The organism is Caulobacter sp. P4_E5 (assembly GCF_056401555.1).
Genome location: NZ_JBFUJD010000031.1, coordinates 1 through 13,138, shown reverse-complemented (window position 1 = coordinate 13,138; position 13,138 = coordinate 1). Strand labels below are relative to the sequence as shown.

The window sequence follows — 13,138 nt, the reverse complement described above, 5'->3', positions numbered from 1 at the left end:
GCGCTTTCGCGGCCAGCAATCCATATGCTGGCGAGCTTCAAACCGGCGCGCCCGGCCGTCGGTAGCCCATACTCTATCAGGCCCTGACCTGGGTGCGCCTTAGGAAAACAGCATGATGGGGAGTTGACATTCGCTCACACGGGGTCAACCAAATAGGTAAGCCAAATTTAGAAAATTGGTATTCGGGGAGGATGAGAACTATGGACACCCATCCACGGCGCGCCGGTGTGCGCGCCATGCTGCTCGCATCGACGTGCCTGATTATCGGCTCGGGCTTCGGTCAGGCCTGCGCCCAGGAAGCGCCGTCGGTACAGGACCAGAGCGCGGCCAAGGCCGCCGATGAGGTTGAGGCCGTGATCGTCACGGGCTACCGCGCCTCCCTGCAGAGCGCGCTGAATGTCAAACGGCAGTCGGACGTCATGGTCGACGCCATCAACGCCGAAGACATCGCCGATTTCCCCGACGCCAACCTCGCCGAGTCGCTGCAGCGCATCCCCGGCATCTCGATCGACCGCGACAACGGCGAAGGGCGCACGATCACCGTCCGCGGCCTTGGCGGCGACTTCACGCGGGTGCGCATCAACAACCTCGAGGCGTTGTCGACGGCGGGCACCAACGACACCAACTCCACCGCGATCAACTCCACCCGGACCTTCGACTTCAATGTGTTCGCCTCAGAGCTCTTCAACAGCCTGAAGGTCCGCAAGACCGCCTCGGCCGAGACCGACGAAGGCTCGCTGGGCGCCACGGTCGACCTGCAGACGGGCCGCCCCTTCGACTACCGCAAGGATCGCTACGCGCTCTCGGTCGAGGACGCCTATTATCAGAACGGCAAGCACCACAATCCGCGCCTGGCCGGCCTGTTCTCCAAGCGCTTCGCCGACGGCAAGATGGGCTTCCTGGCCTCTGCCGCCTATTCGGAGAAGGACTCCGAAACCGATCAGTACCGCCGTCAGATCGTGACGGGCGAGTACGTCTATCGCTCGGCGACTTGGGCCACGCTTGAGAACCCGCGACGCGCCGGCTTCTCCGCGCCCGTCGGCACGCTGTTCAGCAACCGCATCTCGAATCCGACGGCGACCAACCCAGGCACGGTGTCGGCCACCGCCGCCATCACCAATCCGGCCTATATCGACGCGGTGACCGGCTCGGATCCAACCGCCTACGCCCTGCTCCACCCGTCACTGGACGGCTCGCAAATCATCTTCCCCGCCCTGGCCGGCCCCGAACAACAGGACCTGCATCAAAAGCGCCTGGGCCTCACCGCGGCCTACCAGTGGGATATCTCGTCGCGGACGCGCCTCACCATCGATGGGCTCCATTCGAACCAGAAGAGCACCTCGACGCTGAACCAGCTGCTGCCGTTCGGCCTGAACCGCAACAACACCAACGCCACCTACGCCACGGCTAGCGCCGCGACCGCGCTGGCCTCCAAGCGCGGGCTCTACCCCGGCGCCTGCACCTATACGGCCGGTGGTCCCTTCGCCTCGCCGATCGACTGCGGCCAGGCAACCTATGGCGGCGCGCTCGTCGCCGGCACGAGCTTCTCATACAACCCCAACAATCTCGACGTTTACGACTATTACAACTCGCCCGTTTCGCCCGGCTATGTGGCCTCCGCCGACGGCTTGGCCATGCGCGCCCAGCAGATCGGTCGCCCGGCGACGGACGTGCTGGCCGCCAGCGTCACCAACGGGGTCGCCGATTACCTGAAGCTGCGGAACCTGGACTGGTCGGCGCGCGCCGACCAGGGCAGCTACAACACCACTTTCGACCAGCTTTCGTTCAACCTGACCCACGAGTTCAGTGACCGGTTCAAGGCCGACTTCACCTATGGCGCGTCGCGCTCGAAGCTCAACTCCTACGGCAAGATGGCCGAGTGGGGTCAGTTCGATCAGCCGGCCACCTTCACCTATGACGAGCGCGATGGCGGCGACATGCCAATGTTCGACGCCGGCTTCAACGCCGCCGATCCCAACCAGTGGACGATTCTCAAGGGGGTCTCGTTCCTGCGCTACCACAAGAAGGTCGTCGAAAACCGCTACAACTCGTGGAAGGCCGACTTCACCTGGGAGCTCAGCGACAACCTGACCCTGAAGTTCGGCGGAACCCAGCGCGACTATCGCTTCTCGACCTCGCAGACCGAGCGCCAGAACGTCCAGATCAACCCGACCGAAAAGGAAGCGGGCGTTTCGATCGCCAGTCTAGGGAAGGTCATCGACTTCGGCCAGGGTCTCGACGTGCCTGCCGGCACGACGACGTCGTGGTTCGGCCCGGACATCGAGAAGTTCGACGCCCTGTTCGGCTTCACTTGCGAGTGCGTCAACAAGTGGGGCGACTGGCGCCTGACCCAGTTCCGCCAGCAGGGACGCGAGACCTTCGCGGTGCGCGAGCAGACCGCCGGCGCGTACGGACAGGTCAACTTCAACTATGACTTCCTGGACGGCTGGAACACCTTCGGCAACATCGGCGCGCGCTACGCCACGACCGATGTCGACTCGACCGGCCGTTCGACCGGCGGACGGACCGTGGAGGGCGGCAATTCCTATTCGGACGTCCTGCCGTCGTTCAACATCGCCATCCGCCCGCGCGACAATCTCTATTTCCGGTTCGGCGCGGCGCAGACCATGTCACGCCCGACGTTGCAGCAGCTGGCCCCGACCATCACCCAGCTGACGATCCCGGAGGGCGGGGTGACCTCCGGCGCCACCCTGACGATCGGCAATCCGAAGCTGTCGCCCTTCCGCGCCAACAATTTCGACGCCGCGGTAGAGTGGTACTACGCCGAGGGCGGCCTGATTTCGGTGGCTGTGTTCAAGAAGAAGATCGGCTCCTATCCGCAGACCGTGCGCTTCGCCGCGCCGCTGTCGACCTTCCTCGACGCCGCGGGGCTTGCGAGCCTGATCGAGCAGTTCGGCCCGAACAGTGACCAAGCCGCCTATATCCGCGGCGACTACGACGCCACCGCGCGTCAGTTCCGCGACGCGCCCGGCGGGGAGTTGAAAGGCTGGGAGATCAACTACCAGCAGGCCTTCACCTTCCTCCCGGGGCTGCTGAAGAATACCGGCATCCAGCTCAACGCCACCCACATCCAGTCCGAGCTCACCTACATCCTGGATCCGGGCTCGGACACGACGCCGGCGACCCTGGGCAAGGCCCCTTGGCTGGGCGCGTCGCCCAACGCGGTCAACCTGACGCTCTATTACGAAGACAAGCGCATCAACACGCGCGTCTCCCTGGCCCAGCGCGACGGCTACTACACCACCTACCCGCTGGTGGCCGGCGCCTGCGCGCCCGGCGTCGTCGGCGGCGTGGCGTGCGATACGCCGCTGATCAACGACTTCGGCGGTTCCAAGGATACGCTGAACGTCGATTTCTCCTTCAGCTACAAGCTGTCGGACCGGGCGTCGTTCTCGATCGAGGGCCTGAACATGACCAACCAGGCCACGAGCCGGTACTACTACGCCGACAATCCCGTGGCGGCGCTTTACGGCTCGCCCGGACGGCAGTTCACGATCGGGTTCCGGTTCCGGAACTAGGCTTTGACCCGTCAGGGGTATACCGCTTTGGTTCACCCCTGATAGAACTCTCCAATGTCCCATCGGCCGGAGTTGGGAACACTGAGTCGTCTCGAGGCGATCCGGACGAAAGGCAGCGGAGCAGCGGCGGATGACCATGGATAGGCGTTACCAACAGGTCGCGAAGCAGATCGTCGAGCTCATCGAGTCTGGTGAGTTCGCTCCTGGCGGCCGCCTGCCCGGAGAGCGCGAATTGGCAGAACGGCTAGGCGTGTCGCGCGTCACCGTGCGGGAGGCCGAGATCGCCTTGGAGGCGCAGGGCTATATCGCCGTAAAGACGGGCTCGGGCGTCTATGTCCGACCACGCCGGCAAGCGGATCTGTCGCCGCTGACCGAGGTTGACGCGTTTGAGCTGACGACGGTCCGGGCGGTCGTCGAAGCGGAGTCCGCGGCGCTGGCGGCGCTCAACATGGGCCCCGAAGCCATGACGCTTCTGGAAGAGACCATGCGGGTGATGGCGGGCAACGACGAGGCGGCCGAAGAGGCTGACGAGCGCTTCCACCTTCTGATCGCCGAGAACAGCGGCAGTCCGATCATCGAGCATTTCGTGCGCACCCTTTGGCGGATGCGAAACGAGGCCCCGCGCGTCGTCCAAGTCTACAGCAACGTGTGCAAAAGCGGATTCGAGGATCGGATCGAAGAGCATCGGGCCGTGCTCGACGCCATCCGCAGGCGGGATCCGAACGCCGCGCGCTTGGCGATGCGCGAGCACTTCAGCCGCCTGTTCGAAGCCATGCTGGCCGCCGAGGAAACCGAGGCCATCGTGCAGCTGCGCCGCAAGGCCCTGCAGCACCGCGACCGCTTCAAGCTCTCGGTTCAGAACGGCGCCGCCTGACGCCCAACACCAGACGGCCACGCCGAGACCTGGCGAACGAGCGAAGTTGCTTGGACTGTTCGTGGAAGGGGTGGCCGGTCGCGACGGATCTATCGCCTGCCTCGACGAGCTTGAGTCGACGATGGGCTCAGGTCGCGCAGCGATCACCCATTGCGCGGCGCATTTCTTTGCTCGTAAGGGCGTGAGCCCATTACCGGCCTCCTTGGCCTGCCGGCTGGAAGCCTGCCCAAGGCTGTTCGAAGCGACCAGGACGGCGTACCTCGAAATCTTCGGCAGTACGCTGACGGACGCCAAGGTTCACCAGCTGTTCGACAGCCGGATCAACTATTTCGGCGCGCTCGGCAAGGGTGGCGGAGACGGAGCCCGCCAGAACCATCTAAATTATCGTTTATATTCAATAATCTCCTTAGAATGGAGACTTTCTACCCACACTCCTACCCACACTTTTTGCTGAATTTAACCTCGCGTCCAGCCTCGTCCACCTGCGTTCGCAGATGATTTTCAAGGCACGAAACGACAGCTTAGGGCCTGCCTTCGGCAACTGACCGTGACTACAATAAAAGACGGATGCACCGGTCAATCAGGCCGCTAGCGCCGGCATCAGGGAACCGCACCCCGGCGAGTTTGCGGCATCCACAAACTACATATGCGGCGTCACTGCCTATAGCACTTGCCTTATGGAGTTAAGCTCGCTTGCTCAGGACATCGCGCGGAAATCCGGCCGCGAGATGATCGATCAGCGCTCGGACGGCCGGGGAGAGACCACGGCGTGTCGTGAAGACCAGATGCACGATGCCCTGAAACCCGCGCCAGGCCGGCAGCACCCGCACCAGATGCCCGGCCCCCAAAGCCTCGAGACAGACGTGGTCTGGCAAAATCGCCACGCCGAGGCCGTCGATCGCCGCGTCCCGTATGGTCGTCATGGCCTCGCAGCCCATGCGCGGCTGGACGCGGACGACATGGGTGCGGCCATCGCCTGACTCCAGGTGCCACTCAAGATCGTCGGCCGAGTCGCTCGTCGCCAGCGCCGGCAGCGTGGCCAGTTGCTCGATGGTCGCCACCTGGCTGGCCACTTGCGGGCTGGCGACCAAGATACGGGTCGAGGTGCCCAGCGAGCGCATCGTCAGCGCGGCGTCGCTGGTCAGGCTTGTGCGCACGCGCAACGCCAGATCGATGCGCTCCTCGATCAAGTCCACCGCACGATCGGTCGCGACGAGTTGCAGCCGCACCCGAGGATAGCGCGCAAGGAACGACGAGATCAGGCCATTGATCGGCTGCAGCATGCCCGTCGGGCAGCTGAAACGGATCCGTCCATGCGGCTCGGCCTGAGCCTGCAAGACAAGCGCCTCGGCCTGCTCGGCCTCGGCGAGCATGGCGCGGCATCGCTCATAGAACGCCAGGCCGGTGTCGGTGACGCGAAACCGCCGGCTCGACCGCTCGATCAGGCGCAGCCCCAGTCTCTCCTCCAAGCCGGAGATCCTGCGACTGAGCTTGGACTTGGGCTCGCGCAAGGCGCGCCCGGCGGCGGCGAAGCCGCCGTGCGCCACGACTTCGGCGAAGTAGGCGTAGTCGTTGAGGTCGATACGCATCAGCGTTCCTCCAATAGAACGCTAAGTGCCATATTCACTGACTACACGCATCATCGTTCTGACTGCATCTATTCGTCATCACCGGCGCACGGCCGGCCCCAAGGAGACAGACGATGACGAACAAGTTCAGCAACAAGGTCGTGGTGGTTACCGGCGGCTCCAGCGGCATCGGCCTGGCCGCGGCCAAGGCGTTCTCCGCCGAAGGCGCTTTTGTGTTCATCACCGGCCGCCGGCAGGAAACGCTCGACGCCGCCGTCAAGCAGATCGGCGGCCGCGTCACCGCCGTCCAGGGCGACATGTCGAAACTGGCCGACATTGACCGGCTCTACGACGCCATCCAGCAGAAGCACGCCCAGATCGACGTGCTGTTCGCCAATGCTGGCGGCGGCGAGATGGTCCCCCTCGGCGCCATTTCCGAGGAGCACTATCAAAGCACCTTCGACACCAACGTGAAGGGCGTGCTGTTCACGGTCCAGAAGGCGCTGCCGCTGCTCAAGGACGGCGCGTCCATCATCCTGACCAGCTCGACCACCAGCATCTCGGGCACGCCTGCGTTCAGCGTCTATTCCGCCACCAAGGCCGCGGTGCGCAACTTCGCCCGCAACTGGATGCTCGACCTGAAGGATCGCCATATCCGCGTCAACGCGATCAGCCCCGGTGTCACCGACACCGCCGGCCTGGACGACCTGTTCGGCGGCGGCGACCAGGCGCAAGGGACCCGGGACTATCTGGCCGGCCTGATCCCCGCCGGCCGCGTTGGCAAGCCCGACGAGATCGCCAAGGCGGTGCTGTTCCTGGCCTCCGACGACGCCAGCTTCATCAATGGCATCGAGCTCTTCGTCGACGGCGGCCAAGCCCAGATCTGAGCCATCATAGAGCCTGCCTCGGGGCGATGTCGCAGCCCGAGGCCGGGCTCCCTTCCAAGGAGACCATCATGATCCAGTCCACGGAATCGGCGGAGCGTATCCGCGAGTTGCTCGACCGAAACCTCCAGGAGGTCTTCGGCGAGGGCGATGACAACAAGCGCCGCGCGGCGATCGATGAACTCTGGGCGGAGGACGCGGTCCTCTACGTGCCGCCCGGCGCGATCGTCGGGCGCGAGGCGATCGACAAGTTCGCCGGCGACCTGCGCGCGACGCATCCGCACTACGTCTATACGCCCCATGGCGCCCCTCAGGTGCTCCACAACGCGGGGCGCCTGGCCTGGGGGTCGGGTCCGCGCGGCGCGGCGTTCGAATACACCGGCTGGGACGTCCTGATCGTTCGCGATGGCAAGATCGCAGCGCTCTACGTCTTCCTCGACGAGACGTCGGACGAGTTTCGACGGGCCAGCGCCCAGCCCGCGGTCTGATCCGCGTTCCCGACAACGCGCTCGCCCTCAAAGGGCGAGCCCCGGCAGCAAGGAGTTGCCCCGTGTTCAATCCGTTCTCCCCGAACCTTCCCTCAGCCTCGCGCCGCCAAGCCCTGCGCGGTCTGGCCGAAGGGTTGGCGGTCGTCACACTGGCTGGCCTCTCATCGGAGGTCCGCGCGGACGTCGGCGCGCCCATCACGCCGCCCGCAACAGCCGCCATCACCCCGTTTCGCGTCGCCGTTCCGCAAGCGGCGATCGACGATCTCAAGCAGCGCCTGCGCATGGCTCGCTTCCCCGAAAAGGAGACTGTGACCGACTGGACGCAAGGCGTGCCCTTGAACAAGGCCAAGGCGCTGGTCGCCTACTGGCGTGACCACTATGACTGGCGGCGCTTCGAGCGGCGTCTGAACGCGGTCCCGCAATTTCGCACCGAGATCGACGGCCTGGGCATCCACTTCATCCATGTGCGGTCCAAGCATCCGGGCGCGCTTCCCATGATCCTGACGCACGGCTGGCCGGGTTCGGTCGTCGAGTTCCTGAAGGTGATCGGACCGCTCACCGACCCCACCGCCTACGGCGGTCGCGCCGAGGACGCGTTCGACGTCGTCATCCCGTCGCTGCCCGGCTTTGCCTGGTCGGACAAGCCCACCGAGACAGGTTGGACGGTCGAGCGGACGGCCCGCGCCTGGGCCACCCTGATGCAACGGCTTGGCTATAGCCGGTGGGTTGCTCAAGGCGGAGATTGGGGCTCGGGCGTTACGCATGCGCTGGCCCATCAACGGCCTGCGGGCCTGGCCGCGGCGCATGTGAACTGGCAGTTCGTCATTCCCGAGCACCTGCCCGAGCACCCAACCGCCGAGGAGCGGGCCGCCATCGAGGCCTTCCAACGCTTCACGGGCGATGGACATGGATACTTCCGCGAACAAGCCACCCGCCCGCAAACGATCGGTTATGCGCTGGCAGACTCTCCGGTCGGGCTGGCGACCTGGATCTACGAGAAGTTCCAGGCCTGGACCGACAACCGCGGCGACCCCGAAGACGCCCTGAGCCTGGACGAAATGCTCGACGACATCTCGATCTATTGGTTCACGGACTCGGCGGCCTCCTCCGCCCGGTTCTACTGGGAGAATGCGCGCAACGGCCGTGGCGTGAACGCCGGTCGTATCGACTTGCCGATGGCGGCGACCGTGTTCCCGCGGGAGATCTTCACGACCACCAAGGCCTGGGCGCAGGCGCTCTGGCCCAACCTGATCTACTGGAACAAGGTCGATCGCGGCGGCCACTTCGCCGCCTTCGAGCAGCCCGCGCTTTTCGCCAGCGAAATGCGCAAGGCGTTCGTCACCGTCCGCGGCGGCTAAACGCCACCGCGTTTCGGCTCCCGCGCCTCCCACACCTTCAACAGCCTTCATGCCGCCGGGCCCGTGTCCGGATCGGCGGCATGGCCCCTCACGCCCGGACACAACCCCTGCAACCCAAATCAAGGACTAAAGCCATGAATACCCAGACCCTTGCCGATGCGCCGAACGCTACGGCTTCCAACCTGACCTCGACCCTGGTTCCGCTCGTCGGCCGCGGCATGATCAGCGCCATCTTCCTGCTGTCGGGCCTATCGAAGATCGCCGCGCCGGCCATGACCATCGGCTACATCCAATCGGTCGGCCTGCCGATGCCCAGCGTCGCCTTCGGCCTTTCAGTGTTTGTCGAGCTTGCTGGGGGCCTGGCCCTGCTGCTGGGCTATCGCACCCGCGCCGTCGCGGCCGTGCTGGCGCTGTTCTCGCTCGTCACCGCAGCGGTCTTCCACAACGCGCTCGGCGACCAGAACCAGTTCATCCACTTCTTCAAGAACATCGCGATGGCCGGCGGCCTTCTGCACGTCGTCGCCTTCGGCGGCGGCCGCATCAGCCTCGACGCTCGCCGCGGCTGAGGAACAGGCCGGAGCGGCCAGCACCGTTCCGGCCAGCATCATTAAGGAAACTTCCCAATGCTCGAGATCCACGCCTTCGCGACGCCCAACAGCGTCAAGGTCGCCATCGCCGCCGAAGAGATGGGCTTGTCCCACAGCCTCGTCCCCGTCGATCTTCGCCAGGGCAAGCAAAGAAGCGACGCCTTCCTGGCCCTCAATCCGAACGGCAAGGTGCCGGTCCTGATCGATCGCGCGCCGGCCGGGGACGCCGACGTCGTGCTCAGCGAGTCCGCGGCGATCCTCGTCTACCTCGCGGAAAAGACCGGCCAACTGCTGCCGATCGATCCGGAGCGTCGGGGCAAGGTGTTCGAACAACTCTTCTTCCACGCTTCGGCCGCCAGCCCCGCCTTCCTGCAGGCCTTCCTGCTCGAGATGCGCAAGGCGCCCGAAGGCGACGCCCGCACGGCGGCGCGCAAGGAAGTGGAACGCGTGCTCGGGGTTCTCGACGGCGTCCTCCAGCGCAACCCTTACGTCGCGGGCGACCAGTACACGATCGCCGACATCGCCCATTTCGGATGGATTTGGCGCCACAGGGCCTTCGGCGCGGACCTCGCCCCGTTCCCGGCCGTTAAGCGCTGGCACGACGAGATCTTGTCGCGTCCAGCGGTCGCCGCGGCGATCACCAGCACGCTGGCGCTGGCGCATTGACTGGCGCGCCGCGGCGCCAACTCGCATAGGGAATGTTCGGTCTCATCAAGGTGGGGCCGAACATCCTCACCTAAGTTTTCCTGTGCTGTGTTTCAGACGCATGGGGATTTCAGGACGTTCGAATGAGAGACCAGACTGTCGAGCCGCGCGTCTACGGAGACGACTGCGACGGGTGCGAAGGCCCCGAGGCGACCGACATCCTTCGCTTCCAGCGCACCATCCGCGCCATCACCGGCAAATGGAAGATCGAGATCGTCTGCACCTTGATCCAGGGCCCGACGCGCTTTGGCGCCTTGCGGCGCGCGCTTCCCGGCGTCACCCAGCACATGCTGACCGAGCAGCTTCGGAACCTCGAGGCCAACGGCATCGTGATCCGCAACGCCTATCCGGAAATACCGCAGCGCGTGGAATATGAGCTTTCCCAGGCAGGGATAGACCTAATGCCAACGCTCAGGGCGATGCTGGACTGGTCTCTGAAGTATGATGGCCTGCTCGAAGCCGGCCAGAACATCGCTTCATAGCGGTCTGCTCTTCCAGACTAGGTCTGAAAATCCATCCTACTTGATGGAAACGGCTTGGCGGACGACTCTAGCGCCATGCAGAAAACCTTGATCCTCGCGCTGGCGGCGGCCGGCATCTTGACCGCGACCTATGGCGGGATCGTCGGCCTCTTCTACAAGGCGCTAGGCGACCCGTCCGCGAGCCTTCCGCTCTATGTCGCGCCCGATATTCCGGACGCGCGACAACACCGGATCCCGTCGCCCTTCGGTCATCGCACCTGGGCCATGGAGGTCGTGAAGGGCGTCGATCTGCGCGGCAAGGTCGTGGTGATCACAGGCGGCCATAGCGGCACGGGCCGGGAAGCGGCTCGGGCCCTGGCTCGCGCTGGCGCACACGTCATCGTCCTGGCCCGCGATGTCGATCGTGCGCGGCGCGGACTGTCTGGCATCGCCAACACCAGCGTCGAATATGTCGACCTGCTACAGCCCGCCTCGATCGACGCCTTCGCTGCGCGCTACGTCCAGTCCGGACGACCGGTGCACATCCTCATCAACAGCGCCGCCATCATGGCCACGCCGCTCGAGCGTGACGATCGTGGCTACGAGCGACAGTTCGCGACCAATGTCCTTGGGCACTATCGGCTGACCGTGCGGCTTCTGCCGGCGCTGGAACGGGCGAAGGGCGCCCGAGTGATCAATGTCGCCTCCCGGGGTCACCACGCGGGTGGCGTGCTGCTCGACGACATCAACTTCCATCACACGCCCTACACGGGAATGCGCGCCTACGCGCAGTCCAAGACGGCGCTGATCCTCCTGTCGATCAAGGAGGACGAGCTGTGGCGCGACAAGCAGATCCGGGTCTTCGCCACGACGCCGGGCCCGGTGCCCACGTCGGACCTCTTTGCCGCGGGCGGTGTTGGCCAGAAGCCAAGCCGCCAGGTCGCGCTCGGGCGCCTCGCCGCCGCAACGCTTCGGGCCCTGCATGTCACCGAGGCTCTCAACCTCTGGCGTCGCCCAAAGAACGGGGGCGACCTCTACAAGACCGTGCAGCAGGGCGGCGCGACGGCCACATGGGCGGCCGTCAGTCGAGACCTGGACGGCAAGGGCGGCGTCTATCTGGAGGACTGCGATATCGCGCCGGTCGTGCCCGACGAGGGTCGTGCGCCGTACGGCGTGAAATCCTGGGCCCTCGACGTGAGTGTCGCCGATCGCCTTTGGTCGTTGTGCGAGACCATGACGGGCGTGCGCGTCCCAACGAACGGCGCGTGAAGCCGGTCCTGCGGATGCGCTGAGTACCGATTGAGACTGTCGCTTCGTCGGCATTTTCACGCCAGCGCCATGCGTGTTGGCGGTCTGCGACCAATATCAGTAAATGGAGTTGAAAGTGACGACTGTGTCGAAGTCGAATGACGTTCGCGATCTTCTGGTGGATGCCGAGACCGACGAGGGTTTTACGACAACATCCTGGGGCGAGGCCTCCCGGACACGCCTGTCTCCTGACCACACCCAAGGCGCGCTTGCGATCATGGACTATCGGGCGCCGCCCGGATTTGGCCCCCCGCGTCACTTCCACCACAAGGACGACGAGATCTTCCTGATCCAGTCGGGCGACATCGTGCTCTGGACCCCGACAGGCTGCCGTGCGGCAGGCCCTGGCGATGTCATCCTGCTGCCGAAACTCATGCCGCATACTTGGCGCGCCTATGGCGATGCGCCGGTACGCTTCCAGGTGACGGTGGCGCCGGGGGAGTTTGAGACCTTCTTCGAGCGGATCGTCGACAGAGACCTCACAATCGCCGACGTAGATGCGCTGATCGATTGCGCCAACGAGGCGGGGATGGACATCGTCGGGCCTCCGCTCACCGATGACGAAGTCGCTGCCATCGTGCGGGGCGAGACGGTCTGAGGTAAGCCGCCGCGCCCACGAAGCGTCGCGGCGGCCGGGCCGCGCCATAAGCGGAAATTGGCCGCCCCGCGGAATCTGGACATTCGGCACGGCGTGACCTTGCCGCGCTGATACGGATGCTGCGGAGAACTATGAGTGGCCACTGGCGATCTAAACCGACCAAGCGACGGGAGCGACAGAACCGTCACCGCGAGACCCGTGAACCGGGCAGCCGCCCTCCGCGAGGCGCACGTTCTAAAGAGGGCTGACGACGTCGCGGACGATGCGCCAATGACCCTGCCGGTCACGCTTCCAGATGACTTGGTAGTTGGACGTCTTGGGATTGGCTGCCCCGTCGTCGGCGTCGAAGCTCGCCACGCCGTTCTCCACCAGCACGCCGGCGCCCAGGGCCAGCACCGACTGCGTGCGCAAATCCATCTTCGTGACCTGCCCGGACATTTGGGCGAGCGCCACCTTGATCGCGGCTTTCCCCTTCACCGGCGCTGCGCCGGGGATCACGAGCCAGGCGTCGGCGGCATAGAGTTCGACGACGTGGCCGACGTCGCCGGCGTTGAACGCCCGCGCCCACTGCGCCTCCAGGGCTTGGATGTCCGGACCGGCGGCGTGGGCCGCGAAGGGTGAGGCCGTCGCCAGGGTCATGCTGGCAAGGAACGCGAACCTGTTCGTCAATGGGGTCTCCGGGACTTTGGGGTTTCGGTCAGGGGGTGGGCGATTGCCTGCGACGCGGTCACAGCGGTAGGCCTTGCCATCGTGGACGCTGCGCGCAGA

The 13,138-nt window shown here is 65.2% G+C and carries 13 protein-coding genes; 11 read left to right on the top strand and 2 right to left on the bottom strand.

What is annotated here, in order from left to right:
* Nucleotides 1-200 precede the first annotated feature (200 nt).
* From AC1DSO_RS11765 to AC1DSO_RS11755, 3 genes are all read left to right on the top strand, one after another.
* Entirely contained in the window at nt 201-3,539 is a 3,339-nt protein-coding gene (locus AC1DSO_RS11765) for a TonB-dependent receptor domain-containing protein (RefSeq protein ID WP_477068991.1), read from the top strand.
* A gap of 130 nt (nt 3,540-3,669) precedes the next feature.
* Nucleotides 3,670-4,413, top strand: a complete 744-nt coding sequence (locus tag AC1DSO_RS11760; RefSeq protein WP_477068990.1) for a FadR/GntR family transcriptional regulator — start codon at nt 3,670-3,672, stop codon at nt 4,411-4,413.
* Nucleotides 4,414-4,459: 46 nt separating this feature from the next.
* Entirely contained in the window at nt 4,460-4,867 is a 408-nt protein-coding gene (locus AC1DSO_RS11755) for a hypothetical protein (RefSeq protein WP_477068989.1), read from the top strand.
* A gap of 229 nt (nt 4,868-5,096) precedes the next feature.
* Here the strand turns inward: AC1DSO_RS11755 and AC1DSO_RS11750 are convergent, their stop codons facing one another.
* Nucleotides 5,097-6,002: a LysR family transcriptional regulator gene (locus tag AC1DSO_RS11750; protein WP_310083318.1), complete on the bottom strand. Its 906-nt coding sequence runs from the start codon at nt 6,000-6,002 to the stop codon at nt 5,097-5,099.
* 113 nt (nt 6,003-6,115) lie between these two features.
* On the opposite strand from AC1DSO_RS11750, the gene AC1DSO_RS11745 reads away from it, so the two are divergent.
* The 8 genes from AC1DSO_RS11745 to AC1DSO_RS11710 all read left to right on the top strand — a co-directional run bounded on the left by AC1DSO_RS11745 (nt 6,116) and on the right by AC1DSO_RS11710 (nt 12,370).
* Nucleotides 6,116-6,868 (top strand): SDR family NAD(P)-dependent oxidoreductase, encoded by a 753-nt coding sequence (locus AC1DSO_RS11745; RefSeq protein WP_310083316.1) that lies wholly within the window; start codon nt 6,116-6,118, stop codon nt 6,866-6,868.
* Nucleotides 6,869-6,936: 68 nt separating this feature from the next.
* Nucleotides 6,937-7,353, top strand: a complete 417-nt coding sequence (locus AC1DSO_RS11740; protein ID WP_051950095.1) for a nuclear transport factor 2 family protein — start codon at nt 6,937-6,939, stop codon at nt 7,351-7,353.
* A gap of 62 nt (nt 7,354-7,415) precedes the next feature.
* The gene (locus AC1DSO_RS11735; RefSeq protein ID WP_477068988.1) at nt 7,416-8,711 is read left to right on the top strand and encodes an epoxide hydrolase family protein; all 1,296 of its coding nucleotides are present in this window, start codon (nt 7,416-7,418) and stop codon (nt 8,709-8,711) included.
* Between the two features lie 134 nt (nt 8,712-8,845).
* Nucleotides 8,846-9,277 (top strand): DoxX family protein, encoded by a 432-nt coding sequence (locus AC1DSO_RS11730; RefSeq protein WP_310083310.1) that lies wholly within the window; start codon nt 8,846-8,848, stop codon nt 9,275-9,277.
* Between the two features lie 57 nt (nt 9,278-9,334).
* On the top strand, nt 9,335-9,964 hold the full coding sequence (locus tag AC1DSO_RS11725) for a glutathione S-transferase family protein (RefSeq protein WP_477068987.1): 630 nt from the start codon (nt 9,335-9,337) through the stop codon (nt 9,962-9,964).
* Between the two features lie 122 nt (nt 9,965-10,086).
* Nucleotides 10,087-10,485, top strand: a complete 399-nt coding sequence (locus tag AC1DSO_RS11720) for a winged helix-turn-helix transcriptional regulator (protein ID WP_477068986.1) — start codon at nt 10,087-10,089, stop codon at nt 10,483-10,485.
* Nucleotides 10,486-10,572: 87 nt separating this feature from the next.
* A complete protein-coding gene (locus AC1DSO_RS11715) occupies nt 10,573-11,733 on the top strand; it encodes an SDR family NAD(P)-dependent oxidoreductase (protein WP_477068985.1) in 1,161 nt (386 codons plus the stop codon).
* A 115-nt stretch (nt 11,734-11,848) separates the two neighbouring features.
* On the top strand, nt 11,849-12,370 hold the full coding sequence (locus tag AC1DSO_RS11710; protein ID WP_477068984.1) for a cupin domain-containing protein: 522 nt from the start codon (nt 11,849-11,851) through the stop codon (nt 12,368-12,370).
* A gap of 234 nt (nt 12,371-12,604) precedes the next feature.
* Here the strand turns inward: AC1DSO_RS11710 and AC1DSO_RS11705 are convergent, their stop codons facing one another.
* Nucleotides 12,605-13,039, bottom strand: coding sequence for a YybH family protein (locus tag AC1DSO_RS11705; RefSeq protein WP_477068983.1), 435 nt, complete (start codon nt 13,037-13,039; stop codon nt 12,605-12,607).
* Nucleotides 13,040-13,138 lie beyond the last annotated feature (99 nt).